Below are 25,956 nucleotides of genomic sequence, written 5' to 3'. Positions count from 1 at the left end.
ATTATACTCTACATGGATTGCCGCGAAAATAGGTTTTCATCAAAATCGACCGGCAGCCGGACCGCTCGCCCCTGGATGTCCCGGTACAAAAGATAGCCGTGCTGTCGTCCGAAGTCATACAGCCGTTTGGTCAGGAAGACATCCTGTTTGCAATATTCGATGACCCGCTCGATCTCGCCCGCCTTAAACCAGGCCAGGCTTTGGAGACCATCCGCCGACTTCCTTTCTCCCAGCGTCTCTTGGGTCAGATGATCCAGCTTCAGCCGGAAACCCAATCGTCGGTAGATACACTCCAGGATATCCAGTGTGGGTAGGGCATTCCAGTCGAGGTCGGCATACGCCCGCAAGACATCAAAGTCAAAACGTCGCAGGTTAAATCCAATGATGAGACGCGCGCCGACCAGATCGCGGATCAATGCCTCAACCTGCGACTCGGTATAGACGCGAAACTCTGCCCGATCCAGGTCGTAAACGACGCCGACCGCAAGGCCCATCCGATCCCGATGCTCCCATCCACCGACCTCGTCGGCGCTGCGCTGCGTCTCCAGGTCAAAGACCAGGGCAGAGGGTGCCGTAGAGGCGGCCCGAGGTTCTTCCACGACCCGTGGGTCCGATACAGTCATCGACAGGTGTTGAGAGCGCGGCTGTGTCGTCTCGGCCCATGACGCCTCCCCGAGCAGTCCTTGCAGCGTCAGGTGGGCGCCGGGTTTATCGAGCGGTTTATTGCCCGAACCGCACTTGGGCGAGTGAACGCACGAGGGGCATCCCGTTTCGCACAGACACTCTTCCAGGAGTTGTCGTGTCTTCAGGAACAGCTCCGGCAGGACCCGAAACCCGCGCTCAGTCAGCCCGATCCCGCCGGGATAACCGTCGTAGATAAAAATGGCCGCGCGGCCGACCTGGGGGTGGATCGGGTACGAGATCCCGCCGATATCAGAGCGATCGCAGAGGGCATAAAGCGGGAAGAGGCCGATCATGGCATGTTCTACCGCATGAATACTGCCCATGAAGTGGCACCCCGCCTGATCGACGGCCGCCCTCAGGCCGTCGGGCACCTCGAACCAGAGCCCGACCGTTTCAAAGGTGTGAGGCGGCAGATCCAGGCGATACGAGCCGATCTTATCCTGACCGAGGATCCGTCTGCGCTCATACCCAAGCACCCGCTCGGTCACCTTCAGCCGACCGAGGCGATAAGGGATCCCCCGGTGGTCCCTGGATTCCAGGATCTCAAGGATCTCCGTATCCTTTTCGGCGAGTGGTGTGGTGTAGTAATCGACAGTCACCGGTCTGGCGTGGACCTTGTGCTGAATCAGGTCCAGGTTCAAGACCTCGTACTGTTGTCCCTGATGAAGATAGACGGCCCCCGGATGACACTCGTGGACGGCGCGTATCCCGTCAATGGTACCGATCGCCCGGCCGGCCTCGTTCAGGATTGTGCAGCTCTCCCCGAGGGAGCGGATATTGATGCGGCGCTGGGGGTTGCGTTCCCTGGCGTACCATTCCGTCCCATCCGCCGACAACAGCAACCGTCCTTGGTCGTGCAGCGCCTGGATGAGTTCCTTTTCGGCGGCATAGAACGGATCATCCGAACGTAACGGCACCTCCGAGGCCGCCGCCACCACGTGTGCCGCCAGAATCTGATCGTTGCCGGGATCGACGATCGCCGCTTCGTAGGGCCGACCGAAGAAGTCGTCCGGATGGCGGAAGAAATACTGATCGAGGGCATCAGGCAGCGCGATCAAGATGATCAGCGCCTCTCGTCGGCCACGGCCCACCCGGCCGCCCCGTTGCCAGGTACTGGTGATGCTGCCGGGATACCCGACGAGGAGACAGGCGTCCAGTCCGCCCACATCGATTCCAAGCTCGAGGGCAGAGGTTGTTACAACCCCGGCTAGTTGTTCGCTGAACAACCCCCGTTCGATGGCTCGGCGCTCGTCGGCCGTAAAACCGGCTCGATAAGCGGCCAGTCGGTCGCCGAGCGTTCGATCGGCTTGGCGGGCCCACATGGCGATCAACTCGGCGATCTTTCTGGCCTTGGCGAAGGCGATGGTCTTGAGCCCGTTTCGGAGGCATCGGAGCAGCAGATCGGTCGCCTCGGTGTAGGGGCTGCCGCTCGGATTGATCAGGAGGAAACGCTTGCCCTGCTGGGGCGCGCCATCGGCATCGATCAGGTGAAAGGCATGGCCGGTCAGTTGCGCCGACAGGCCGAGGGGATTGCTGATCGTCGCCGAGCAGGCGATGAACTGCGGCTGTGATCCGTAGGCAGCCGCTACCCGCCGCAGGCGTCGCAGGACGTGGGCGATGTGCGAGCCAAAGACCCCGCGATAGGTGTGCAGTTCATCGAGCACGACATAGCGGAGGTTGCGCCACAACTCGCGCCACTGCGCATGATACGGCAGCAACGACAGATGCAGCAGGTCCGGGTTACTCAGCAGAAGCTGGGGCGGATTCGCTCGAAGCTTCTCGCGCCGAGAGGCCGGCGTGTCGCCGTCCACGATGGCGGCCTCGATCCCTGCACCGGGAGGCAGCAGTGTCTGCAGCGTCTTCAATTGATCCTGCTCCAGCGCCTTGATCGGGAACAACAGCAGGGCTCGGGCCGAACGATCGTTCAGCAGGTGTTCGAGGATCGGCAAGAGATAGGTGAGACTTTTCCCGGATGCGGTGGAGGTCACGACCAAGGGATGACTGCCGGCGCGGGCCGCCTCGATCGCCGCACACTGATGCGTGTAGAGCCGCTCAACGCCGATTCTTCGCAGTGCGTCATGAAGCGGCTCGGGTAAAGGATGAGACAGATCAGAAAAACTCGGTGATTTTGAAGGGATGTGTCTGAGGTGGACAAGGTGGCCCCGGGTCGCGTAGCCTCGGCGCAACTCGTCGACGAACCGATCGACCTCGAGGGTGATGTGAGGCGCAGAGGATCGCCCAGCGGGATGTGCCGTGACAGGTCGCATCATGCTCAGGCGGGCTGGATCGAATCCCTCATACTATCTGCCATGATTCTTGGCCACATATGCGCTATTCCTTTATCATGGCGTGTGAAAGCGTGTCAAGGCCAAAACCCATTTCGACCTTGACAAAGATGGCGGTGAGTTTATGATAGCCGTTCGACGGTCAAGTAACCGCTGTCCTTTTCGAGCTTACGACCCATCACTATTACCGCACAGCTATCAGCTATTCGCTGATGGCCGACAAGCTGCAGCGATGAAGATTCATGAATTTCAGGCGAAGGCGATCCTGGGCGCGTACGGGGTGCCGATCCCAAAAGGGGAGGTAGCCACCACACCCGCTGAGGCCAGGGACGCGGCCGAGCGACTTGGCGGCGCCGTGGTGCTGAAGGCCCAAATTCACGCGGGCGGCCGCGGGAAGGCCGGCGGGGTCCAATTAGCATCGTCACCGCAAGAGGCCGAAGGAATTGCGCAGCGACTCATCGGTTCGCGCCTGGTCACGCATCAGACCGGTCGCGAAGGCAAGGTCGTGAAGCGAATCCTCGTCGAGGAGCAACTGGCCGTCGGTCGCGAGCTGTACGCCGGGATCGTCCTGGATCATCAGGCGGCGCGGCCGGTCATCATGGTGAGCGCGGCCGGGGGGGTCGAGATCGAAGCGGTGGCGGCGACCGATCCGGGCCAGATCAGCAGGGTCGTCGTTGATCCGGCCATTCAGCTTCAGCCCTTTCATATTCGTCGACTGGTGGCGGGTTTGGCATTGCCGCCGTCGATCCGGCGAACGGCCGGCGGTCTCCTGTCCGCCCTGTATCGCGCGTTTCAGGAGAAAGACTGTTCGTTGGTCGAGATCAACCCCCTTGTGGTGACTACCGACGGCAGCCTCCTGGCGCTGGATGCCAAGCTGAATGTCGACGACAACGCCATGTTTCGCCACCCGGAGCTGGCGGCGCTGCGCGATCCGGACGAGGAGCTCCCGCTCGAGGTAGAGGCCTCGCGATTCGGACTCAACTATATTAAGCTGAACGGGACCGTGGGATGTATGGTCAACGGGGCCGGCTTAGCCATGGCGACGATGGATCTGGTCAAGCTGGTCGGCGGCGAGCCCGCTAATTTTCTCGATGTTGGAGGCGGCGCCAGTGCCGACCAGATCGAACGGGCATTTCGTATTTTGGTTTCGGATCGGTCGGTTAAGGCGGTGTTGATTAATATCTTCGGAGGCATCCTGCGGTGCGACCGGCTCGCGGAAGGGGTAATCCGCGCGGCGCGGGCGCTGCAGGTGAGCTGGCCGATCGTCCTTCGGATGGAGGGGACCAACGTGGACGAAGGCAAGCGCATGCTGGCCGAGTCCGGCCTGAATTTCATCACGGCGGACGGGATGCAGGAAGCGGCCGAGTTGGCGGTGAACGCCGCCAAGGCGACAGTCTGCGGGTGAGAGAAGTTTACCCTTGACCGAGTGGCGTGGTGGTTGGCTCTGCTTAATTTCGCCATACATCCATGTACGGCTCAAATCGGCGCTGGCGGGCTGCGCTTTCCGTGCTGCGCCTGCCATCGACGACGCTTCGCCAACCACCACTATTCGAGTAGGGCTGTTCGGGAAATACGTTAGGGGCTATGAGCGTACTCGTTGATCGACAGACACGGGTGGTGGTGCAGGGGTTGACCGGCAAGGAGGGGACCTTCCATGCCCTTGCGTGTCGGGCATACGGGACCCGCGTGGTTGCCGGGGTGACGCCGGGCAAAGGGGGCATGCACCACGAAGGCTTTCCGGTCTTTGACACCGTGCGCGAGGCCGTGGACCGCGAGGGCGCCAATACCGCCCTGATCTTTGTCCCGGCTGCCTTCGCCGCCGAGGCCGTCTTGGAAGCGATCGATGCAGCGGTCCCGCTGGTGGTGTGTATCACGGAAGGGATCCCGATTCAGGACATGGTGCGGGTGAGCCGTATCCTCAGCGGATCGAACACCCGTCTGATAGGACCGAACTGTCCTGGAATTATCTCTCCGGGAGAAGCGAAGGTCGGGATTATGCCGGGACACATCCACAAGCAAGGTTATGTCGGGGTCATCTCGCGGAGCGGAACGCTCACCTATGAGGCGGTCAATCAGCTCACGCGCCTCGGTGTAGGTCAATCAACCTGCGTGGGGATCGGTGGCGATCCAATTATCGGGACGACCTTCGTCGATTGCCTGGCACTCTTTGAAACCGATCCGACGACCCACGCCATTCTGATGATCGGCGAGATCGGAGGTGTTGCTGAAGAGGAGGCTGCGGTATTTGTGCAGCGTCACGTCTCGAAACCGGTCATTGCCTACATTGCCGGGGTCGCGGCGCCTGCAGAGCGACGCATGGGTCACGCGGGGGCCATCATATCCGGCGGAAAAGGAACGGCAATGGAGAAGATCGCTGCGTTGGAACGCGCCGGCATCACGGTCGTTCGCAACCCGACCGAGATCGGTGCGACGGTGAAAAAGCGTGTAGCTGACAGTTGACAGCTCTCATAACGGAGTAACGACATGGAGCAAACCTTAGTGATTGTGAAGCCGGATGCCGTCGCCAGGGGTCTGATCGGCGAGGTCATTCGGCGGTTCGAGGCGGAAGGGTTGGTGGTCTGCGGGTTGAAAATGCTGTGGCTTGGACAGAAAGAGGCGGAAGGTTTCTATCAGGTGCATCGGCAGCGACCATTTTTTGGGAGCCTCACCCATTTCATGGCCTCCGGTCCGTGCGTCGCCATGGTCCTTGAAGGGGAAGAGGCGATCGGGCGTGTGCGGACGCTGATGGGTGCCACCAACCCGGCTGAGGCTGCGGAGGGGACGTTGCGGCGCAGCTTTGCGACCAGCATCGAGAAGAACGTTGTGCATGGCTCCGACTCAGCGACGTCTGTCGCCTTTGAGATCCCCTACTTTTTTAATCGTCTGGAGATTCAGCCCACGATCGAGCGGCGAGGGATCGGTACGACGTAGAGGCAAGAGACGAGTATTTTGCCTGAAAAATCCTTGACTTGAGCGCGTTTCCTGTGTAACATGCCGCTGGACTGGTGGAGTATTGAGCATGTTGGTGGAACGGTCACAGATTCCTCCCGAAGGGCTGGATCTGAGGCTATGCGAGGAGCCTCAGTGGGAGGGGGTCGAAGGATTATGGCTGTCGCTGGCGCCGGTAGAGGTCTCGCTCCATTTGGAACGAGAAGCCCAGGGCATCCTGGCAACCGGAACCTTTGCCACTACGGCCGTTGTACCGTGCAGTCGATGCTCCGAACCGGTATCGATTTCGATTGCTGACTCGTTCACGGTTCTCTATGCGGAGGCGCGGGAAGCCTTTGATGCCGACGAGATAGAGCTGAGCGCCGCCGAGATGGATGTCGATGTCCTGCAGGATGATCGACTCGACGTCAGTGAGTTGCTGCGGGAGAATGTCCTGCTGAACCTGCCGCTTCAGCCGCTGTGTCGGGCCGATTGCCAGGGGCTGTGCCCTCATTGCGGAATCAATCTGAACGAACGCTCGTGTCAGTGTCGCGCCGAGGAAGGCGATCCACGATTGCTTCCTCTTCAACAATTACTCTAGCCTGAGAAGTCCAGGAGGACTCGGATGCCCCTGCCAAAACGTCGTCACAGTAATACCCGGTCGCGAAAGCGACGCTCCCATGACGCCTTGACGACCCCCAATCTTGTGGAGTGTCCCAACTGCCATGAGCGGAAGCTGCCCCACCGGGCGTGTCCGGCCTGTGGGCATTATCGTGGTCGGGAGGTCGTGAAGCGGGAAGAGGCCTAGTCCCGCCCGCTTCTCAATGCGCAGACAGGTATGGGAATCCGAATAGCCCTTGACGCGATGGGCGGCGATCGCGGCCCCACAGTGACCGTCGGGGGCGCTGTCGCCGCGGCTCGCGAGTTCAACCTGTCTGTCGTGCTGGTGGGAAACGAAGAGGAAATCGGTCCGGCCCTGCAGCAACACGCGACACGGGGTCTGAGCATCTCGATTCGACACGCACCGGAGGCGATCGGGATGCAGGAGTCACCGTCCGTCGCCCTGCGAAAGAAGAAGCAGTCCTCCATTCGAGTCGGCTTGGAACTCGTGAAGAATGGGGAGGCCGATGCCTTTATCAGTGCCGGCAATACGGGGGCAGTGATGGCCACCGCATTGGTGACCCTTGGCCACCTTCCCGGCGTCGAGCGTCCCGCCATCGCCCTCATGATTCCAACGTTGAAGGGTCAGTCGATCCTGTTGGATGTCGGTGCCAATGCCGATTGTAAGGCGCGCCATCTTCTCCAGTTTGCGATCATGGGAAATGTCTACGCGCGGCAAATCATGCGGAAGTCATCGCCGACCGTCGGTTTACTGAGCATCGGTGAGGAGGAGAGCAAGGGGAACGAACTGACCCGCGAGGCCTTCAGGGGGCTTGAAGAGGAAGATTCCCTGAACTTTATCGGCAACGTCGAGGGCCGCGAGGTGTTGACAGGGGCGGCTGACGTCATCGTGTGCGATGGCTTCACCGGCAATATCGCCTTGAAGATCATCGAGGGCGCAGCAGAGTTCTTTACGCGCCTGTTGAAGGAGGAGCTTGGCAAGGGGCTGGCCGGGATGGTCGGCGCCTTGCTGGCTCGCGGCGCCTTTAAGCGTTTCAAGAAAGTGGTGGACTACACCGAGTACGGCGGGGCGCCGTTGTTGGGGGTCCGGGGTATCTGTATCATCAGCCATGGCCGCTCGACCGCCAAGGCTATCAAAAATGCCATTCGGGCCGCCGCGGAATGCGTCGAAAATCGCGTGATCGAGCATATTACCGAAGGAATCGCCGTCAGTTAACGACAGGATGTGTGTGATGTACGGTAGCAGGATTGTCGGAACGGGGGCCTGGGTTCCGGATCGGGTGCTGACCAATGCCGAACTGGAGGGGATGGTCAGTACCAGCGACGAGTGGATCGTCACTCGGACGGGGATTTCGGAACGGCGGATTGCGTCCGACGATCAGGCGACGTCGGATCTGGCCGAGGTGGCCTCGAGACGCGCGCTTGAGGCGGCCGCCGTCGATCCCCACGACCTGGACCTTATCCTCGTCAATACGGTTACCCCAGATATGTTCTTTCCGTCCACCGCGTGCGTGTTGCAGGAGCGGCTTGGCGCCTCACGGGCGGCGGCCTTCGATCTGTTGGCGGCGTGCGCCGGCTTTGTCTACGGCCTCTCGGTCGCGGATGCCTATCTGCGGGCCGGGGTCATGCGCAATATCCTGGTCATCGGGGCGGACATCATGTCGAAGGTCGTCGACTGGAGCGACCGCGGGACCTGCGTCCTGTTCGGCGACGGCGCCGGAGCCGTCGTCCTGCAGCGGACCAGTGCGGAGCCCTCGATCCTCTCCACGCACCTGTATTCCGACGGATCCAAGGGGAAGCACCTGATTATCCCGGGAGGCGGTTCGCGACGACCTGCCACTCACAAGGTTGTTGACGAGAAGCTCATTACGATCCAGATGCCGAACGGCAACGAGATCTTCAAGACGGCCGTCCGATACATGGAAGAGGCAGCGATAGCGGCGCTGAAGGCGAACGGGTTGGAGGTCTCCGACATCGACCTCTTTATCTCTCATCAGGCCAACGCCCGCATCATCCACGCCGTTGCCGAGCGGCTCGATCTGCCGCGGGAGCGGATCTTCATGAACATCGACCGGTATGGGAACACCTCTGCAGCCTCAATCCCGATCGCTATGGATGAAGCGGTCCGAATCGGACGGTTGAAACGGGGCGATCTGCTGTTGCTGACGGCCTTTGGGGGCGGGATCACCTGGGGTTCGGCGCTCATCCGATGGTAAGGTTAGACGCGGCCTGCCGATGAACGGGATTGCGCTGGTGTTTCCCGGCCAGGGCTCCCAACGGGTCGGTATGGGCCGGGATTTCTGGGCGCAGGTCCCCGATGCCCGCCGGCTGTTCGAGCAGGGGAGCGAGGTACTAGGGATCGATCTTGCCCGTCTCTGCTTTGACGGGCCTGATGAGCAACTGACGCTGACGACCAACGCCCAGCCGGCCATCATGGCGGTCAGTATGGCCGCGTACGCCGCGCTCCGACACGAGGGGGTCGCCGCAGACTATGTGGCTGGCCACTCGCTCGGGGAGTATTCGGCGCTGGTGGCCGCCGAAAGCCTCGCGTTCGAGGATGCCATTCGTGTGGTGAGAAAGCGGGGCCAGTTCATGCAGGAGGCGGTCGCGTGGGGCGCCGGCGGGATGGCGGCGGTGTTGGGTCTGGACACCGGGAGCGTCTATGCCGCGTGTGAGGAGGCCGCGTCGTATGGGATCGTAGAGGTGGCCAACCTGAACAGCCCCGGCCAGGTGGTCATTGCCGGACAGACGGAGGCGGTCGATCGAGCGGTCGAATCGGCCAAGCGGCTGGGCGCCAAGCGGGCGGTGCGATTGCAGGTCAGCGCCCCGTTTCACTGTTCACTGATGCGACCGGCGGCCGAGCGACTGGCCAACGAGCTTCAGACGATTGCGATCGCCGACCCGATCGTCCCGCTGGTGAATAATGCCGAGGCCGAACTGCTGACGCGTGGGAGCCAGATCGCCGACAGTCTGGTCCGGCAGGTCACCAATCCGGTGCGGTGGGAGGACGTGGTGCGGCGGCTGGTAAAGGAGGGCGTTACCCTCTTTCTGGAATTGGGGCCCGGCAAGGTGTTGACCGGTTTGATCAAGCGAATTGCGCCGGAGGCAGCGGCGCTGCACGCGGAGGATCTGACTTCGCTGCGAGTCGCGGCGAACGAAGTCGCGGCGCTTCGTTAGTGTCCTGTTTCCAAAAAACGCTCACACACTAACCAATCGATTTCGGCTACCCCAGCTTGGCGGGCGTGAGTCGGAATCCGAAAAACAACGAGATTTCGCGATGGGACTGGAAGGGAAAGTAGCGGTCGTGACCGGCGGCTCCCGAGGCATCGGACGGGCGATTGCGCTCACACTCTCGGCGCAGGGTGCGAAGGTGGCCATCTGTGCCCGGAGCTTGGCGGCGGCAGAAAAGGTTGTGGCCGAGCTCGAGGCCACCGGGACCGAGGGGCTGGCCGTTGCGGCCGACATCGCCAAAGAGTCGGAGGCCGATGGACTCATTCAGGCCAGTATCAAACGGTTTGGTCGCCTTGATATCTTGGTGAACAACGCGGGCATCACCAAGGATGGCCTGTTGATCCGGATGAAGGAAGCGGACTGGGATGCGGTGCTTGACGTCAATCTGAAGGGGGCCTTCTTTACCACACGGGCGGCGATTCGACCGATGCTCAAGGCGCAGCGTGGCCGCATCGTCAATATCAGCTCGGTGGCCGGCACGATGGGGATTCCCGGCCAAGCCAACTACTCGGCGGCGAAGGCTGGCCTGATCGGCTTCACAAAGGCGGTCGCCAGGGAGGTTGCGTCGAGGGCCATTACGGTCAACGCGGTGGCGCCCGGCTTCATTGAAACAGAGATGACGGCGGTCCTGCCCGAGGAGCGCCGACAGGCCTACCTCGGCCAGATCCCCGCGGGTCGATTTGGGACATCGGAAGAGGTCGCGGCGCTGGTGGCATTTCTGGTTTCGGACGCGGCGAGCTATATTACGGGTCAGGTTATTACGATCGATGGCGGTTTGCGAGGCTAACCACAAGACGGCACTGAGGCCGTAGAGAGGGGGACAATGGCGGACGTTATGGAGGTTGAGGAGCGGGTGAAGAAGATTATTGTGGATCAGTTGGGCGTCAATGCGACAGAGGTGACACCGGAGGCCTCCTTCGTGGAGGATCTCGGCGCGGACTCCCTGGATACGGTGGAACTGGTGATGGCCCTGGAAGAAGAGTTCGGCATCGAGATTCCCGATGAAGAGGCCGAGAAGATCGTCACCGTGAAAGACGCGATTACCCACATCAAGGCGCATCCCGCCGCGTAGCAGGAGGCGTGTTGTCGTGGATCAGAGCGGGGCACTGGGATAATGCGATGAGACGAGTCGTTGTCACGGGTCTGGGGGTGGTGGCGCCGAACGGAATCGGTGTCGATACCTTCTGGGAGAGCCTCACACACGGGGTCTCAGGTATCGACCACATTACCCGATTCGACGCAAGTCAACACGACACCAAGATCGCCGCAGAGGTCAAGGGGTTTGACCCTCTTCTCTATATGGAGAAGAAGGAGGTAAAGAAAATGGACCGGTTCATCCACTATGCGATGGCCGGTGCAGTCATGGCGGCGGAGGACGCCACACTCACGGTGAACGAAGGCGAGCGCAGCCGCTTTGGAGTCCTCATCGGAACCGGGATGGGCGGGATACCTTGCCTGGAAGAAACACATAAGATATTACTCGAAAAAGGGCCCGGTCGCATCAGTCCCTTCTTCATTCCCTCGATCATTACAAATCTGGCCTCCGGCCATATCGCCATTCGCTTCGGACTCCGCGGACCGAACTCATGCGTTTCAACGGCGTGTGCCACCGGCAATCATGCTATTGGCGATTCGTTTGAACTGATCAGGCGAGGTATGGCTGACCTGATGTTTGCCGGCGGAACTGAGGCCGTCATTACTCCGCTGACGATCGGCGGGTTCGGTGCGATGAAGGCGCTGTCAACCAGAAATGATGAGCCGCAGCGCGCCAGTCGCCCGTTCGACCGGGGACGCGACGGCTTCGTCATGGGCGAGGGCGCGGGGGTGCTGATCCTTGAGGAGCTGAATCATGCGCTGGATCGAGGCGCCAGGATCTACGCCGAGCTGCGCGGCTACGGGATGTCGGCTGACGCCTATCACATGACCGCACCGGAGCCGGAAGGGGCCGGTGCGATCGCCTCGATGGGCCTCGCCCTGGAAGACGCCGGGCTCAAGCCGGAAGAGGTCGACTACGTCAATGCCCACGGTACATCAACACCCGTCGGCGACACCGCCGAGACGAAGGCCGTCAAGAAGGTCTTCGGAGATCATGCCTATCGTATGGCGGTGAGCTCCATCAAGTCGATGACCGGACATCTGCTGGGAGCGGCGGGCGGGGTCGAGGCGGTCGCGACGGTCCTGACGCTGCATCACGGCATCATCCCGCCGACTATCAACTATGAAGATCCGGAGCCGGAGTGCGATCTGGATTACGTGCCGAATCACGCCCGCCAGGCTCACGTCCGTGTGGCCTTCAGCAACTCATTCGGCTTCGGCGGCACCAATGCTACGCTGGTGTTCAAGCAGTACCCGTAAACAGATCTCCCAGGCCGGACGCAAGTACACCACCCATCGATCGTTGCACATCACGATCCCATCAGAAGCCCACACCGGCCGTGCACCCTCCAACAGTATAGCCGTTTCGAACGGACCTCTGCTATCTTATGAATAGTGGCGAATATACGCCACCGGTAACAACGTAGGGGTCACAGTCATGGTAAGCCGTATAGGTTCGGTCCTCATGTTGGTCTCTGGTGTGATCAGTTGGGCATACCTGCCACAGGTTCCGGGAGAGGCGACCACCTCGCCGCCGAGACAACACGTGCAGTGGTATGAACAGGAACTTCAGGACTGGCGCCAGCGACGGGATTTCCTCGACGCGCAGATCGCGGATATTGAGGCCCGGCTTAAGGATCCGACACTGCCGACAGCCGAGAGGACGGCGTTAGCGCATCAGAAACGGGAGTTAGAAGGGGAGCGGAGGAATGCCGATGAGTGGATCCAACGGATCTTTCAACGACTGATCCACATCCCATAATCCGGGTGGTCAATGATATTATCCGAGCGGGGCAGGGGAGTGATTTTTTGCGAGGGCGGCGAGTTTGTCCAGAACGCCGTTCACAAAGGCGCCGGAGTCCTTGCCGCCGAAGGCCTTGGCCATCTCGATGGCCTCGTCGATAACCACCTTCCACGGGGTCTTGCCGTAGAACAGCAGTTCAAAGGCGGCGAGACGCAGGATACAGAGATCGACCAGCGCCAGCCGTGAGAGGATCCAGTGTTCCACGTGCGATGCGAGCAGGTCATCGATCGGCCTTCGATGCTGCAGCGTTCCCCGAACCAACTCGTCAGCCAGCGAACGGGTTTCCGGTCCGGCCGGGTGATCCGCCCAGAACGCGCCCGACTGCACCTCAAGCGCCTCGATAGGGTAAAACTCAAGCTGATACAGAAGTGCGAGCGCGAGCTCTCTTGCGCGATGACGTTTACCCATTTTTCGAGGTAGCGGTCAAGGTATTGAGGTTGAAGGCGAACGCCTCTCCATGATCTTCTGGGATGCGAATTAAGCCGTTCACGATCTTTCCGGTCCCCCTCCCTCAATGCCTTCAGTCTTTAGTCTACTCATTTGAGTTGGCTGAAGAGGCTCGCCATTTCAATGGCCGACAGTGCCGCGTCGAACCCCTTGTTGCCGCCTTTTGTCCCGGCCCGCTCGATTGCCTCATCCAGCGTATTGGCGGTGATGACGCCAAAGATAATGGGCACGCCGGTATCGAGGCTCGCTGAGGCGATGCCCTTCGCGGCCTCGGTCGCGACGTACTCGAAGTGGGCGGTTGCCCCCCGTATGACGGCGCCCAGCGCAATGACGGCGTCGTAACGTTGTGAGGCGGCCAGGCGCTTGGCGGCGTACGGGAGTTCAAAGGCGCCCGGTACCTTCACCAGGTGCAGATGCGCATCGTCTGCCCCATGACGAAGCAGGCAGTCAAGCGCCCCCTCCAACAGCCGCTTAGCGATCAGTTCGTTCATACGACTCACGACGAGGGCGAATCGATATCCCTTAGCCTGATATGTTCCTTCGGTCGTCTTCAACGTCCACCTCCGCGAAAAAGCAGCAGTCACCAATCAGCGTTCAGGCACCAGCGGACGCCACCTGAGAGCTGACCGCTGATGACTGGTGGCCGTCGCTTCACTTGACGGTTTCAAGCAGATGGCCGAGCTTCGTGAATTTGGCATGCAGGTACGCACGATTCTCGGCGTTGGGATGAATCTCGATGGGGACCCGCTGTACCACGTGGAGGCCATACGCCTCAAGCCCGACGATCTTGCGCGGGTTGTTGGTCAGTAGTCGGATATTACACAGCCCGAGGTCCGACAGGATCTGAGCGCCGATCCCATACTCCCTCAAATCGGCTTGGAACCCGAGCGTGACATTCGCCTCAACCGTATCCAGACCGGTGTCTTGTAATTCGTAGGCGCGTATCTTATTCGCCAGGCCGATCCCTCGCCCTTCCTGTCGAATGTACAGCAGGACCCCTTTGCCCTCCTTGGCGATCAGTTCGAGCGACCTTTCCAACTGCGGTCCGCAGTCGCACCGGAGCGAGCCGAACACATCGCCGGTCAGGCACTCCGAATGGACACGCACCAGCGTATCGTCGATGGCGTTCAAGTCGCCCATGACCAGGGCCAAGTGGTGTTTGTTCTCCACCTGACTGTGATACAGGATCGCCGTAAAGCGACCGTAAGGGGTCGGCAGTGTCGTCGTGGCGACGCGCGTGACGAAGCGCTCGCGTTTGAGGCGGAACTCGATCAGGCTCTTGACGGTGATCAACTTCAGATCGTGCTTGCGGGCGAAGCGATAGAGCTCGGGCGTTCTCGCCATCTCGCCGTCATCGTGCATGATCTCGCAGATCACGCCGGCGGGGTAGAGCCCGGCCAGACGGGCCAGATCGATCGCGGCTTCGGAATGGCCTGCCCTCGTCAGAACGCCCCCCTCCCGTCCGCGGAGAGGAAAGGTGTGCCCGGGGCTGGTCAGATCCTCGGGGGTCGCATTCGGATCGATGATGGTCCGAATGGTCATGGCCCGATCGTAGGCCGAGATTCCGGTCGTCACCTTGTGTCTGGCATCGACGGAGACACAGAAGGCGGTCTCATGGGGAGAGGTATTGTCCATCACCATCGGCGGAATACGGAGCTCATCCAATCGTTTGCCGATGACCGGCATACAGATCAAGCCCCGACCCTGTGTGGCCATAAAGTTGATCGCCTCCGGCGTCACCTTTTCGGCGGCCATCGTCAGATCGCCTTCGTTTTCCCGATCGTCGTCGTCGACGACGACGATCATCTTGCCGTCGCGCAGGTCTCGGATCGCTTCTTCGATCGAGTGAAACTGGATGGTGTCTTCCATAGCCATTCTCCCTCAGAAACCACTCTAGCCGAATCCCAGTTCCCGAAGTCGCGATTCGGTCAGGGGTACCGTGTGTGCTGTAGACCCGCGTCCTTCAATGTAACGGACGACGTACTTGCCAAGCAGGTCGGTCTCCAGATTGACCCGCCCACCGATCGGCTTCTGGCCCAGCGTCGTGTGGCGGTAGGTATGCGGGATGACGGCGACTCCAAAACAATCGTTATTGAGCCGACCCACCGTCAGGCTGATGCCGTCCACCGCAACCGACCCCTTTTCGACCATCAGCGATCGCAACGCCTCAGGATAGGTAATCGAGAACCACCACATCCCCCCGGTTTCTCGAATCTCGTGAATCGTTCCAACCCCGTCGATGTGCCCGGTGACGAAGTGACCTCCCAGTCGATCCGTCGGCCGGCACGGGCGCTCGAGATTGACCGGGTCACCGACTTGACGGTCGCCCAGGGTCGTACGGCCCAAGGTTTCTTCGGACAGATCAGCCTCGAACAGTGTCGATGCCGTCCTCGTCACTGTGAGGCAGGCCCCATCGACGGCAATGCTGTCGCCGACCGCAAGTGCAGAGGTGGTCTGCTGACCCCGGATGGTCAGTTTGGCCACGCCCCCTTCCCGGTGGACCCGCTGAATGTAACCCACCTCCTCGACCAATCCGGTAAACATCCGTTGCCTAGCAGACGCCTTCATGGGACGGGCGGTATCCCTCAAGCAGCAGGTCTTCGCCTACCGGTTCTGTCCGTATGTGAGACAGTCGTAAAGCCTGGCCGATCGTCTCAACGCCCGTCCCGCCCATCAGGCTGGGCGCGCCCTTCCCACCGACAAGAATCGGCGCCACAAATAACAGAAACTTATCGACGATCCCCGCCTCAATAGCGGAGGTAAAGATGGCTTCGCCCCCTTCGATCATCACGCTCGTGATCTCTCGCTCGCCGAGCCGTTTCAGAAGCTGTGTGAAGCTGACCCGTCCGCGGGAACCGCCCGCTTCGAGCACCGTCAGTCCGCGACGCTCCAAGGCGTCGATCCGCTCTTCCGGGGTATCGGCGGCGACGGCGATCCAGGTTCGTGCGGTCGCGCCGTCCTGAAAGATCTGGGCATTCAGCGGGAACGGACCAACGCCATCGACGACGATTCGAATCGGGTCGCGCCCGCCTTCCGGAAGCCTGGTTGAGAGCCTGGGATTGTCGCGCCGAACGGTACCGATCCCAACGACGATCGCGTCGACCTGGTCCCGTAAGCGATGGACCTGCTCGCGCGATCGTTTGCCGGAGACCCACCGGGCGTCTCCGGTGCGGGTCGCAATCTTGCCGTCCAGACTGATCGCGGCCTTGAGAGTCACGAACGGAATACGCTGTGTGATGAATTTCGTAAAGGCCTCATTCAGGCGGTTTGCCTCTTCCGCACAGAGCCCCGATTCGACGACAATTCCCGCCTCGCGCAAGATCTGCACGCCTCGTCCTGACACCAGCGGATTGGGATCGAGGGTCGGGATCACGACCCGATGAAGTCCCGCCCGAACAAGTCGATCGGTGCAGGGTGGGGTGCGACCGTAATGGCAACAGGGCTCCAGGGTGACATAAAGGTCGGCGCCGCTCGCCGCGCCGCCGGCCTGGTCCAGCGCTGCAATCTCCGCATGCGGCGCGCCGGCCAGGGCGTGATACCCCTCCCCGACGATCCGGCCCTGCCGGACCACCACCGCGCCGACCATGGGGTTGGGGCTGGTGCGGCCGTACCCTTTTTTTGCAAGGGCCAGCGCGCGCCGCATAAAGCGTTCATCGTCAGGGGTGACCATTCCACCTCATAGCAGGTAACGAGAAAGCGGACTTTCTGAGGAAATACATGAAGTTACCTTAACACCGCGGGATCAGGGGTGTCAAGCGCAAAGCGGGCGACCGTCTCTGCTGGAAAGGCAACCCGGTGACGCTCGTCAGCGGGTAGTACGGAAAGGTCTCCGGACTTCAGCCGTGGCGTGCTACACTACAAGAAAAGGTCGAGAAAGCGGAGGGGGCAATGGGGCGGAACGCGCAACGCATGAGATGGGTAACCAACCTGTGTCTGGCGGGCCTGCTGATATTTTCGGTCGATGAAAGCGGCGCCAAGGAGCCGAAGCAGCCTGTTGCGGGGCCGCTGATCACGCTTTATGCGCCGCATCGAGAACAGTATGAAGTGGTCCTCGATACGATCGAGCTTCAGTGGCCGATGTCGGACAAAGGCGGCGTTCCCGCCGTCGATACGCCGGTCATGGTCTACGGCGCGCGCGTGGTGGACAGCGAGGCCTCCAGAGCTGTCGTTGCCCTGTCAGAGATTACCACCCTTGCGGATCTGTCGGCGATGACCGCAGCTTTGAAGGCCGTCAACCCCGGTGTTGACATCTACCCGGTCCTCTTTGAATCCGGACTCCCGCACAGTAAGAGCACCCGCCGCCTGCTGACTCGAGAGGTTGGTCTGTTGGTGGAGGAGGGGATAGATGTGCAGGATCTGGTCGCAGGATTGGCGGTCAGATCTGTCCGATCGATTCCCGGCGTTCCCGGGGGCTACGTTGTCGATGCGAGCGATCCGATTGCGACCCTCACGCTCGCTGAGGCGCTGCGCGAGCGCCCGGGAGTGCGCAGCGCCTATCCGCTCTTAAAACGCGCCTACGTCGCGCGCTGATCCGGGTCAGGTTGCAGGCGTCACGGACCTCTCGGGACATTAGCGGAGGGTAGCGGTGCCGATACCGACTCAGTCGACCACTTTCAAAGCATGGTCAGCGATGTGGCGCGCAGGATGGTTCTGGCGCGCCGTGTTGACCGCCGGTCTGATGTGGCTCGTTGGTGGCGCGGTCGCGCACGCAACAGCCGTCGCTGCCGTGGAACCCGATCAAACACTCCCGGTGATCCGGACCGACAGCGCCTCGACCGATCCATTACTCGATCAGCAGTGGCATCTCAAGGCGCGTGGCGAAGAGCCGGCCGGGACCAACGTTCGGGCGGTCTGGCCGACTACCAAAGGCGCGGGAATTGTAGTCGGCATCGTCGATGACGGGTTACAGCACACCCATCCCGACCTGGCCCCCAACTATATGAGCGATCTCTCATGGGATTTTAACGGCAATGACGCCGATCCGAGTCCGGATATTAACGCGGGAGATTTTCACGGAACCGCTGTGGCGGGGGTCGCCGCCGCCAGGGGGGATAACGGCATCGGGGGCAGCGGCGCGGCGCCGCTCGCATCCCTGGCCGGATTGCGCCTGATCGGCAGCCCGGTGTCGGACGCTCAGATCGCTGCGGCGCTCGCCCATCAACGGGACGCCATTCACATCCTCAGCAACTCCTGGGGTCCGCCCGATAACGGGAGTACCCTGTCAGGTCCCGGTGCTCTCGCGCAGACGGCGATTGAGACGGCGATCATGCAGGGGCGGAGCGGCAAAGGGAGGGTCTTTCTCTGGGCCGCCGGCAATGGTCTCACAAGAGATGATAACTGCAATTTCAATGGATTCGCAAATAACCGGTTCGTAATGGCGGTGGGTGCGCTGGCCGATAACGCGCAACAGGCGCCCTACAGTGAACCCTGCGCAGCCATGTTCGTCACGGCCCCCTCTAACGGAGGCACGCGGGGGATCACGACAACCGACCTCGTAGGTGCGCCGGGTGATGCGCCGGGCGACTACACGAGCGGTTTCGGGGGAACATCCGCGGCTACCCCATTGGTCGGCGGTATTGCGGCGCTCATGCTGGCCGAGAATCCCTCGTTGACCTGGCGCGACGTCCAACACATCCTGGCGCATTCTGCGGTGCGGATCAACCCGGCGGATTCCGGGTGGACAACCGGATCCTTCGCCCACAACGAGCGGTTCGGATTTGGATTGGCGGACGGACAGGCGGCGGTCAATCTGGCCGCCACCTGGAGCCCTGTTCCAGCCGAGAGCGCCGTACCCGCCGTCACACGTTCAATCGGCCGCGCCATCCCGGACGACGACACGGCGGGTCTGGTGGATAGTATTTCCATTGACAATGCATTTATCAACTTCACCGTCGAACATGTCGAAGTGATATTTGATGCCACGCATCCGTATCGCGGTGATTTGGAGGCCACCTTGACCTCTCCTGCGGGCGTCATCAGCAGGCTGGCCACGGTTCGAGCCTTGGACGCCGGTGAGAATTTCAGCTTCTGGCGCTTCGGATCGGTGCGTCATTGGGGGGAATCGGCGGCCGGTACCTGGACGCTTCGGGTTGCTGATCTGGCTCCCGAGGATGTCGGGACCTGGAACAGTTGGAGCCTCAGAATATACGGCATCGCGGGCCCGCCGCCGCTTGGAATTACAACCGCCGGTCTGCCTGTTGGAGAGCGGGGTGTAAGTTACCTGACAGGACTGTCGGCTGAAGGCGGTACACCCCCCTATCTGTGGCGACTGATCAAGGGGAAGCTTCAACCGGGACTGGTCCTCGACGCGGCGGGTACGATCAGCGGGATCCCGACAAAGGCCAAGTCGGCCAAGTTTACCGTCGAGGTCACGGATAACGCAGGGGCCGCATCTACGCAGCGGGTGTCCCTGAAGATCGTCAAGCCGGTGAAGCTTACGACTGATACGCTGAAGCGTGGTCGGGTGGGGATCCCGTACCCTGCCACGCTGAAGGCCAAAAGAGGGATACCGCCGCTGACCTTCAGCCTCATCGGCGGTACGCTTCCACCCGGTCTGAACCTTGATTCGGCCACGGGGCAGATCGTCGGGACGCCCACGACGGTCGGCACCTTCGATTTTCAGGTCATGGTGACCTCGAGTGGCGGCTCACATGATCAGGAGGAGCTGCGGATCAAGATCAGGTAGCGGTTGGAAGGATGCGGAGACGATGGGATGACAGATCAGGAATTCGCGAAGAGGGCGTCGGCAAAGGTTTCCGGGACGAACGGCTGCAGATCGTCGACCCCCTCGCCAAGACCGACATAGGTGATGGGAACCTTGAGCTGATCCGCGATCGCCACCACCACACCCCCTTTGGCCGTACCGTCCAGTTTGGTCAGGATCAGGCTCGTCAGCCCCACCGCCTCGTGAAAGGTCTTCGCCTGTACCAGCGCGTTGAGGCCGGAGGTCGCGTCGAGCACCATGATCCGTTCGTGGGGCGCATCCGGCATCTGTCGCGCAACGACCCGCTGGATCTTTTTCAACTCCTCCATCAGATTCCGTTTGGTGTGCAGACGGCCGGCCGTGTCGATCAGCAGGTGGGTTGCGCCGCGCGCGCAGGCGGCCTGCACCGCGTCGAACACCACGGCAGAGGGGTCGGCCCCCGCCTGGTGGCAGACGACATCGGCGCCCACCCGCCGGCCCCACAGCCCCAACTGTTCGATCGCCGCCGCTCGAAAGGTATCGGCACCGGCCAACACCACGCTGCCACCCTCGGCAATCAGGCGGTTCGCGAACTTCCCGATCGTCGTGGTCTTGCCGGATCCGTTGATGCCCAGGAAGAGCAGGACCTGCGGTGTAGTCGGATGGTTTCGGGATGAAGGGGGTGGCGCAACGCCAGCCAGAATAGCGAGAATCCCTTGCTTGAGGGCCGCCGCCACCTGCTCGACGCTGTTGAGATCCCGGCGACCGAGACGCTGGTGGAGAGGCGCGATAAGTCGTTGGGCCAGGGCCGGACCGAAGTCGGCGGCAATGAGAATCTCTTCCAGCGCCTCAAGGTCGGCGAGGCTCGGCGAATGGGAACCGAACAGTCGTCCGATCTGTCCTACCAGACCCTGGCGGGTTCGCGCCAGCCCTGCGACAAATCGTCCCAGAAGGCCCTGACGTGGAGGGTTGCCGGTAAACATCGGGAATCTTCCTGCGCGGCCCCGGTCAGGCGGCTCGACCCATGTGGAGCGACAGCAGCTTAGAGACGCCATGCTCCTCCATCGTCACGCCGTAGAGGAGGTCGGCCGCCGCCATCGTCCGTTTGTTGTGGGTAATGAGGAGAAACTGGGCGCTGGCGGCCATCTCCCTGAGCAGCGAGGCGAGCCGTTCGGCGTTTGCATCGTCGAGCGGGGCATCGACCTCATCCAGCAGGCAAAAGGGGCTCGGACGGGTGTGGAACAGGGCCAGCAGCAGCGCCAGGGCCGCCAGCGCCTTCTCACCTCCGGATAACAGGTTGAGGGTCGCCCGTTTTCCGGGGATGCGAACGGTCATCTCCACCCCCGGTTCCTCCTCACCATCCTCCGGTTCGGCCAGGGTCAGCGTCGCCTGACCTCCGGGAATGAGGCAACTCCAGAGTCGATCCAGATGGTCGGCTACGGTCTTCAGGGTCTCGCTGAATCGTTCCTGAATTGTCTGATTGATCTCTGAGATGGCGGTTCGGAGCGACTGCGCAGAGGCGCCAAGGTCTTCAGCCTGAGCGGAGAGGAAGCGGTGGCGTTCGGCCAACTCCTGGTATTCCTCGAGGGCAGCCATATTGACCGCGCCGAGTTCCGCAATCCTGTTGGTGAGATCCGTCAGTTCGCTATTGGCCGCTTCGATACCCAGCCCGCTTTCGGACAGCCGTCGGACAATCGCCTCGATGTCGGCAGGTCCCTCCGATCTCAGCGCCTCCTCCAGGAGCGAGATCGTATTCCGCAGTTCGGCAAGTCGAATTGTCGCCTCGTTCGACGCCTGTTGGGTGTCGAACAGCGACCGCTTCAGCCCCAGCAGGCGTTCGTCGATGGCCTGACGCCGCTCGCTCAACTCCCGACGGGCCTCATCCAGCGCCACGACGACTCGATGCGCCTCCTGCTCCTCCTCGACCAACGCACTCAACCGGACCTGAAGCCCTGCGACGCTCGCCTCCATCTGCGCTTCACGACGCTGTTGCTCGGCAAGTTCGACCTCGATGGACCCCAGTTCGGTTGTTACCTGGTCGAGTTCCTCCACCGTCCTGGCGAGGCCGCGAGCCAGGATCTCACGCTGGCCCTGCAGTGCCGTCAGCCGAACGCGGTATTCCCCTGCCTCCCGGATCAGGCCGTCCCGTTCCTGCTGGCGAGCGGTTACGTCGGTCTCGAGCATCGCGGTCTCGCGCTGAGCCGCCTGCCCGCGGTCTTCAAACTCCATAAGCGAGTGTTCGATGGTCCGGATCTCTGCGTCGAGGACGCGGAGGTCCTCATCATGGCTCTGACCTTCATAGGTCAGCACCTCGATCTGCTGCAAGAGGCGTCGTCGCTCCGCACTGGTGTGGGCAAGTGCCGTCTCCGCCTTAAGGCGCTCGATCTCCAGTTCATGGAGACGCCGATTGACCAGCTCCAACGATTCCCCGAGATCGGCGGAGCGGCGACAGGAGCTCTCCCATTCGGCCTCGGCCGCCTGCAGGGTATCGCGCAGTTCGCGGTTGCGATCTCGAAGCCGAGCGATCTCCCGGCGTCGCGGCAGGATCCCGGACCCACCCCCCGGCCCGCCGACGATGATCCCTTTGGCGGTGATGAGTTCGCCGGCGAGTGTCGCGACGGCAAAAGGAGCAGGGAGGCAACCGCCGAGTGCGAGCGCATCGGACAGCTCTCGGACGATGATCCCGTCGGCGAGGAGGGCTGCCACCAGCGGCCGATCCTCGTCGACGCAGCGGATCAGATCGAGCGCGAGCCCTTCCACCGGGGTGCCTGAGGCGGCGAGGACATCACGCAGCCGAGCGGTCGTCATGTCGGATTGATCGCTCACGGCACCACGATGGAGCAGAAACGTCGCCCGCCCCCGGCCCCGCTCATTCAGCCGTCGAATGGCCTCCTCGACATCCTGCGGCCGTTGCATCACGAGCCCCTGCAATGCATCGCCGAGCAGGGCCTCGATGGCGCGCTCGTAGGGGGCGGGCACCTCGAGCCGATCCGCCAGCGCGCCCTTCAGTCCTTCGACTCTCGACTCGCCACGCACGTGTTGCTGGAGGAGATACCGGTGACCGTCAACGTATCCTTCGAAATTGTCGCTCAGCTCAATGAGGGATGCGAGACGGCTGCGGAGCGACGCCGATTCATTTCGCAGCGCCTCAAGTCGGGGTCTTGTCGCCTCGCGTGCGGCATCCTCTTCGGTGCCCTGATGTGTGAGCCGCGTCCGTTCTGTCTGCAATGCCTCCAGTCGCTCGACCGCCTGTTCAAATGCGACGCGTTGCGCCTCCTCCAACGGGATGAGGTCGCGGTCCTGTTGCTCCAGTCGGGCCGTGCGCTCACTCGCCAGATCGCGTTGGGTGCCGTAGAGGCGTGCGCGTTCTCGAAGGCTGGTCAGATGGTTACGGCGGTCCGCCAGTGCCGCCGCCTCCTGTACGAGACGCCGACGCGACGCCTCAAGTGCCCGCGTCGTTGTGCCGATCGTCTCTTCCAGCGCCGCCAACTCGGACGACTTCAGGTTGAGCTGCGTACGACCGGCTTCCAGGTCATCGATCAGCCGCTGCGCCTGCGCCTTGGCCTCGGCCTCTTGCTGTAGGAGCGTCGCGCGACGGTCGTGCAGCAGCGCCGAGCGGTCACGACGCTCCTGTTTGCGACGCGACGACTCCTCAAGCATCTGCCGCAGATGGTTCATCTCGGCCTCATCGTGAGACAGGGCGCTGCGTAGTTCGTGCAACCGCTCCTGCGCGGCAGCTCTGGCGCGCTCCTGTTCGAGTTCGCCGACCCGGACGATCTCCTGTTCGGCCTCCACGCCGGCGACCGCCGCCTGTACCGAGTCGAGCTCCTGCTGCGCCGCCGAGGCGGTCTGCTCGAACAGGGTGCGTTGATGCCGCAACTGTTCCAGTTCAGAGAACTTCACAAAGCCCTTCAGCTCACACGCCCGATCCTGATAGGTGCGATATCGCTCTGCCTTATTCGCCTGTCGTTTGAGGGAATTCTTCTGCCGCTCGACCTCTCGGATGATGTCGCCGACCCGGAGGAGGTTCTGTTCCGCGGCCTCCAGCTTGGCGAGGGCGGACCGCTTTCGGACCTTGTAGGTCATGATGCCGGCCGCCTCCTCAATCAGGAGCCGACGTTCGGCGGGCTTCGCACTGACAATGCTGCCGATACTTCCCTGTTCGATCAAGGCATACGGTTCACCCCCGAGCCCGGTATCCAGGAACAGATCGGTGATGTCGCGAAGCCGGCAGGGAATATGATTCAAGAGGTACTCACTCTCACCGGAGCGGTAGAGGCGACGGGTCACCGTGACCTCGTGAAACTCCGTCGGGATGTTGCCGTAGTTGTCGGTAAAGCTCAGGGAGACCTCGGCCATACCCAACGGCTTGCGACTGCCGTTGCCCGCAAAGATCACGTCGTCCATTCGATCTCCGCGCAACAGCTTGGCGCTTTGCTCGCCCAGGGCCCATCGAATGGCATCGGAGAGATTGCTCTTACCGCAGCCGTTCGGTCCGACGATCGCCGTCACGCCGGGCTCGAAGGTCACCTCGATCTTTTCGGCGAACGACTTGAAACCGAATGCGGTCAATCGCTGAAGCCGCATTGCCCGACACCAGGATCCGCCAAGACCATCACCACGCCATTCTGCCTCATGCTCAGGCCTCCTCACTCCGCAAAGACACGATACAATGGTGACACCCTACCAGACCCAGGACATCCCTGTCAAGGAAAATACTAGAATCAGTAGTCTGATCTATTGCGACTACAAGATGTTGTGGAGAGTTCAGTCGGTAGCGAACGCAGCGCATTTCGGGCGGCGTCACATTCGGCTTCTTGCCTATTCGGACCGTTGCCCCTGGCCATCCGGGATCGGTTGACTATCACCTCAACCTCGAACGTCGGTGCATGGGGGGCGCCGGACCGGCGAACCAGACGATAACGGGGTACCGTGTGGACGCGAGATTGAATGAGTTGTTGCAGGACCGTCTTCGGATCTGTGATGACCCGTGCCTCTTCGAGGTTTCTCAGGCAGGTCTCCTGCGCCAAGCAGCGAATGACGTCGATTCCCCCGTCGAGATAGATGGCCCCGATCACCGCTTCAAAGCTGTTCGCGAGGACCCTGGTCTTTTGTCGCCCGCCCGTTGACTCCTCCCCCTTGCTCAGCAAGAGCAGGGGGGCAAGACCGTGGCGCTGGGCCATCTCGGCCAGGGCGACGGCGCTGACAAGGCCGGCTCGTCGCCGGGTCAATTCCCCCTCCGACGCCGTCGGCAGGAGGGCACAGAGGACCTCGCTCACATAGAGCGTCCAGACCGCATCACCCAGAAACTCGAGCCGCTGATAGCGAAGACGGACATCGGCCTGCGAAGGATCGGTGAAGGAGGGGTGGGTCAGCGCCGCCTCAAGGAGCGCCGGATCGCGAAACCGATGGCCGCAAAGGGACCTCGGGAAGGATGGTGCGGCCACCTCGGAGGAACTGCTCATAGGTTACGGATACCATACTTACCCTGGGCCGTCAACACCGCTTCCGGTACACCGTTCTGGCGCATATGCACTATTCTGAGCGGTGTGACACCGTATACGCCAAAATGTGTATTGACGGATTACTGACTATAAAGTAGTTATACGCAACCAGAAAAGGGGATGGAACGGCTGTCGCAGCAACAGCTCAGGGTTCTCCTCGAATTCATGCGAGGCTTCTACGCCTGCCATGAACGGGATGCATGCGTCAGCTAGCTCTTGTACGGGATCTCGACACTCATCCCTGCGGAATTCGCAGCGTTTACTGCGATTAATGGTGACGGACGGATCACCGATGTGAGGGCTGAGACGCGCGCCGCCGCCGCGCGTATGCTGGCGCCGGGAGCCCTCCGTCAGCGGTGATCGCTTTTCCGCCGCGTCTCCCTATCCGTATCCTCTCATCAGCGACAAGGGACGTGTTTCGGGCCATGCCTTCATGGCGACAGGTGTCGTACCGAGGTCGTCACGAAACCACGCCAGACGCCTCCGGCATCCATGTAGTAGCCGAGCACCTCGCTACGAGCGTTAATGCCGAAGGGCGCGGGCCGAGCACGGCGGATCACAAACTGTTGCCTTCTCATGGTCTCCTCGTCTCTGTGATGTGTCCCGACCCACGTATCCTGCGTCGCCACACTCAGTTCGAGCAACACCGATGCGGACCAGCCGATGTTGCTCGAA

24 protein-coding genes are annotated in these 25,956 nt (G+C 61.7%); 14 read left to right on the top strand and 10 right to left on the bottom strand.

Translation table 11 applies throughout. The annotated features are described in order from the left end of the window. Window positions 1–8: 8 nt before the first annotated feature. The gene (locus C3F12_10580) at window positions 9–2,951 is read right to left on the bottom strand and encodes a DEAD/DEAH box helicase (protein PWB44870.1); all 2,943 of its coding nucleotides are present in this window, start codon (window positions 2,949–2,951) and stop codon (window positions 9–11) included. Window positions 2,952–3,201: 250 nt separating this feature from the next. Between C3F12_10580 and C3F12_10575 the strand changes: the two genes are divergently transcribed. The 12 genes from C3F12_10575 to C3F12_10520 all read left to right on the top strand — a co-directional run bounded on the left by C3F12_10575 (window position 3,202) and on the right by C3F12_10520 (window position 12,606). After that, a complete protein-coding gene (locus C3F12_10575; GenBank protein ID PWB44828.1) occupies window positions 3,202–4,374 on the top strand; it encodes an ADP-forming succinate--CoA ligase subunit beta in 1,173 nt (390 codons plus the stop codon). Between the two features lie 179 nt (window positions 4,375–4,553). Next, complete coding sequence (locus C3F12_10570) at window positions 4,554–5,429, top strand: succinate--CoA ligase subunit alpha (protein PWB44827.1); 876 nt, start codon at window positions 4,554–4,556, stop codon at window positions 5,427–5,429. 24 nt (window positions 5,430–5,453) lie between these two features. Beyond that, window positions 5,454–5,900, top strand: a complete 447-nt coding sequence (locus C3F12_10565; GenBank protein ID PWB44826.1) for a nucleoside-diphosphate kinase — start codon at window positions 5,454–5,456, stop codon at window positions 5,898–5,900. Between the two features lie 88 nt (window positions 5,901–5,988). Then, on the top strand, window positions 5,989–6,498 hold the full coding sequence (locus C3F12_10560; protein PWB44825.1) for a hypothetical protein: 510 nt from the start codon (window positions 5,989–5,991) through the stop codon (window positions 6,496–6,498). A 24-nt stretch (window positions 6,499–6,522) separates the two neighbouring features. After that, entirely contained in the window at window positions 6,523–6,705 is a 183-nt protein-coding gene (locus C3F12_10555) for a 50S ribosomal protein L32 (GenBank protein PWB44824.1), read from the top strand. Between the two features lie 30 nt (window positions 6,706–6,735). After that, entirely contained in the window at window positions 6,736–7,734 is a 999-nt protein-coding gene (locus C3F12_10550; GenBank protein PWB44823.1) for a phosphate acyltransferase PlsX, read from the top strand. Window positions 7,735–7,750: 16 nt separating this feature from the next. Next, window positions 7,751–8,734 carry a 3-oxoacyl-ACP synthase gene (locus tag C3F12_10545; GenBank protein PWB44822.1) on the top strand — a complete coding sequence of 328 codons (984 nt, stop codon included), beginning with the start codon at window positions 7,751–7,753 and terminating at the stop codon, window positions 8,732–8,734. A 19-nt stretch (window positions 8,735–8,753) separates the two neighbouring features. After that, on the top strand, window positions 8,754–9,695 hold the full coding sequence (gene fabD / locus C3F12_10540) for a [acyl-carrier-protein] S-malonyltransferase (protein ID PWB44821.1): 942 nt from the start codon (window positions 8,754–8,756) through the stop codon (window positions 9,693–9,695). Between the two features lie 100 nt (window positions 9,696–9,795). After that, complete coding sequence (fabG, locus tag C3F12_10535; GenBank protein ID PWB44820.1) at window positions 9,796–10,536, top strand: 3-oxoacyl-[acyl-carrier-protein] reductase; 741 nt, start codon at window positions 9,796–9,798, stop codon at window positions 10,534–10,536. Between the two features lie 48 nt (window positions 10,537–10,584). After that, on the top strand, window positions 10,585–10,821 hold the full coding sequence (locus tag C3F12_10530; protein PWB44869.1) for an acyl carrier protein: 237 nt from the start codon (window positions 10,585–10,587) through the stop codon (window positions 10,819–10,821). 47 nt (window positions 10,822–10,868) lie between these two features. After that, window positions 10,869–12,104 (top strand): beta-ketoacyl-[acyl-carrier-protein] synthase II, encoded by a 1,236-nt coding sequence (fabF, locus tag C3F12_10525; protein PWB44868.1) that lies wholly within the window; start codon window positions 10,869–10,871, stop codon window positions 12,102–12,104. Between the two features lie 205 nt (window positions 12,105–12,309). After that, window positions 12,310–12,606 carry a hypothetical protein gene (locus tag C3F12_10520; GenBank protein PWB44819.1) on the top strand — a complete coding sequence of 99 codons (297 nt, stop codon included), beginning with the start codon at window positions 12,310–12,312 and terminating at the stop codon, window positions 12,604–12,606. An 18-nt stretch (window positions 12,607–12,624) separates the two neighbouring features. Here the strand turns inward: C3F12_10520 and nusB are convergent, their stop codons facing one another. The 5 genes from nusB to ribD all read right to left on the bottom strand — a co-directional run bounded on the left by nusB (window position 12,625) and on the right by ribD (window position 16,765). Then, complete coding sequence (gene nusB / locus C3F12_10515; protein PWB44818.1) at window positions 12,625–13,056, bottom strand: transcription antitermination factor NusB; 432 nt, start codon at window positions 13,054–13,056, stop codon at window positions 12,625–12,627. Window positions 13,057–13,184: 128 nt separating this feature from the next. Next, window positions 13,185–13,649, bottom strand: coding sequence for a 6,7-dimethyl-8-ribityllumazine synthase (locus tag C3F12_10510; GenBank protein PWB44817.1), 465 nt, complete (start codon window positions 13,647–13,649; stop codon window positions 13,185–13,187). Window positions 13,650–13,746: 97 nt separating this feature from the next. Further along, entirely contained in the window at window positions 13,747–14,964 is a 1,218-nt protein-coding gene (locus C3F12_10505) for a bifunctional 3,4-dihydroxy-2-butanone-4-phosphate synthase/GTP cyclohydrolase II (GenBank protein PWB44816.1), read from the bottom strand. Between the two features lie 24 nt (window positions 14,965–14,988). Further along, window positions 14,989–15,663 carry a riboflavin synthase gene (locus tag C3F12_10500; protein PWB44815.1) on the bottom strand — a complete coding sequence of 225 codons (675 nt, stop codon included), beginning with the start codon at window positions 15,661–15,663 and terminating at the stop codon, window positions 14,989–14,991. Further along, entirely contained in the window at window positions 15,647–16,765 is a 1,119-nt protein-coding gene (gene ribD / locus C3F12_10495; protein ID PWB44814.1) for a bifunctional diaminohydroxyphosphoribosylaminopyrimidine deaminase/5-amino-6-(5-phosphoribosylamino)uracil reductase RibD, read from the bottom strand. The genes C3F12_10500 and ribD overlap by 17 nt, the downstream gene beginning before the upstream one ends. A 218-nt stretch (window positions 16,766–16,983) precedes the next feature. On the opposite strand from ribD, the gene C3F12_10490 reads away from it, so the two are divergent. Beyond that, on the top strand, window positions 16,984–17,625 hold the full coding sequence (locus C3F12_10490; protein ID PWB44813.1) for a hypothetical protein: 642 nt from the start codon (window positions 16,984–16,986) through the stop codon (window positions 17,623–17,625). Window positions 17,626–17,725: 100 nt separating this feature from the next. Then, the gene (locus C3F12_10485) at window positions 17,726–19,780 is read left to right on the top strand and encodes a hypothetical protein (GenBank protein PWB44812.1); all 2,055 of its coding nucleotides are present in this window, start codon (window positions 17,726–17,728) and stop codon (window positions 19,778–19,780) included. Between the two features lie 35 nt (window positions 19,781–19,815). Here C3F12_10485 and C3F12_10480 read toward each other — a convergent pair whose 3' ends face one another. The 4 genes from C3F12_10480 to C3F12_10465 form a co-directional block, all read right to left on the bottom strand. Next, complete coding sequence (locus C3F12_10480) at window positions 19,816–20,760, bottom strand: signal recognition particle-docking protein FtsY (GenBank protein ID PWB44811.1); 945 nt, start codon at window positions 20,758–20,760, stop codon at window positions 19,816–19,818. A 25-nt stretch (window positions 20,761–20,785) separates the two neighbouring features. Beyond that, window positions 20,786–24,364: a chromosome segregation protein SMC gene (smc, locus tag C3F12_10475; GenBank protein PWB44810.1), complete on the bottom strand. Its 3,579-nt coding sequence runs from the start codon at window positions 24,362–24,364 to the stop codon at window positions 20,786–20,788. A 137-nt stretch (window positions 24,365–24,501) separates the two neighbouring features. Beyond that, complete coding sequence (rnc, locus tag C3F12_10470) at window positions 24,502–25,242, bottom strand: ribonuclease III (protein ID PWB44809.1); 741 nt, start codon at window positions 25,240–25,242, stop codon at window positions 24,502–24,504. A 470-nt stretch (window positions 25,243–25,712) separates the two neighbouring features. Further along, window positions 25,713–25,928, bottom strand: a complete 216-nt coding sequence (locus C3F12_10465; protein PWB44808.1) for a hypothetical protein — start codon at window positions 25,926–25,928, stop codon at window positions 25,713–25,715. Window positions 25,929–25,956: the final 28 nt, after the last annotated feature.

The organism is Candidatus Methylomirabilota bacterium (assembly GCA_003104975.1).
Taxonomy (GTDB): Bacteria; Methylomirabilota; Methylomirabilia; order Methylomirabilales; family Methylomirabilaceae; genus Methylomirabilis.
Note: the sequence above shows the minus strand (reverse complement) of the source record. Positions and strands in the feature narration are given on the sequence as shown.

Coding starts and splice junctions, on each gene's coding strand:
- C3F12_10490 (PWB44813.1), top strand. CDS start 16,984: ATGGGGCGGAACGCGCAACGCATGAGATGGGTAACCAACCTGTGTCTG.
- C3F12_10485 (PWB44812.1), top strand. CDS start 17,726: ATGTGGCGCGCAGGATGGTTCTGGCGCGCCGTGTTGACCGCCGGTCTG.
- smc (PWB44810.1), bottom strand. CDS start 24,364: ATGCGGCTTCAGCGATTGACCGCATTCGGTTTCAAGTCGTTCGCCGAA.
- C3F12_10565 (PWB44826.1), top strand. CDS start 5,454: ATGGAGCAAACCTTAGTGATTGTGAAGCCGGATGCCGTCGCCAGGGGT.
- ribD (PWB44814.1), bottom strand. CDS start 16,765: ATGGTCACCCCTGACGATGAACGCTTTATGCGGCGCGCGCTGGCCCTT.
- rnc (PWB44809.1), bottom strand. CDS start 25,242: ATGAGCAGTTCCTCCGAGGTGGCCGCACCATCCTTCCCGAGGTCCCTT.
- C3F12_10500 (PWB44815.1), bottom strand. CDS start 15,663: ATGAAGGCGTCTGCTAGGCAACGGATGTTTACCGGATTGGTCGAGGAG.
- C3F12_10550 (PWB44823.1), top strand. CDS start 6,736: ATGGGAATCCGAATAGCCCTTGACGCGATGGGCGGCGATCGCGGCCCC.
- C3F12_10520 (PWB44819.1), top strand. CDS start 12,310: ATGTTGGTCTCTGGTGTGATCAGTTGGGCATACCTGCCACAGGTTCCG.
- C3F12_10530 (PWB44869.1), top strand. CDS start 10,585: ATGGAGGTTGAGGAGCGGGTGAAGAAGATTATTGTGGATCAGTTGGGC.
- C3F12_10580 (PWB44870.1), bottom strand. CDS start 2,951: ATGCGACCTGTCACGGCACATCCCGCTGGGCGATCCTCTGCGCCTCAC.
- C3F12_10560 (PWB44825.1), top strand. CDS start 5,989: ATGTTGGTGGAACGGTCACAGATTCCTCCCGAAGGGCTGGATCTGAGG.
- C3F12_10545 (PWB44822.1), top strand. CDS start 7,751: ATGTACGGTAGCAGGATTGTCGGAACGGGGGCCTGGGTTCCGGATCGG.
- fabF (PWB44868.1), top strand. CDS start 10,869: ATGAGACGAGTCGTTGTCACGGGTCTGGGGGTGGTGGCGCCGAACGGA.
- nusB (PWB44818.1), bottom strand. CDS start 13,056: ATGGGTAAACGTCATCGCGCAAGAGAGCTCGCGCTCGCACTTCTGTAT.
- C3F12_10555 (PWB44824.1), top strand. CDS start 6,523: ATGCCCCTGCCAAAACGTCGTCACAGTAATACCCGGTCGCGAAAGCGA.
- C3F12_10575 (PWB44828.1), top strand. CDS start 3,202: ATGAAGATTCATGAATTTCAGGCGAAGGCGATCCTGGGCGCGTACGGG.
- C3F12_10570 (PWB44827.1), top strand. CDS start 4,554: ATGAGCGTACTCGTTGATCGACAGACACGGGTGGTGGTGCAGGGGTTG.
- fabG (PWB44820.1), top strand. CDS start 9,796: ATGGGACTGGAAGGGAAAGTAGCGGTCGTGACCGGCGGCTCCCGAGGC.
- C3F12_10480 (PWB44811.1), bottom strand. CDS start 20,760: ATGTTTACCGGCAACCCTCCACGTCAGGGCCTTCTGGGACGATTTGTC.
- C3F12_10505 (PWB44816.1), bottom strand. CDS start 14,964: ATGGAAGACACCATCCAGTTTCACTCGATCGAAGAAGCGATCCGAGAC.
- fabD (PWB44821.1), top strand. CDS start 8,754: ATGAACGGGATTGCGCTGGTGTTTCCCGGCCAGGGCTCCCAACGGGTC.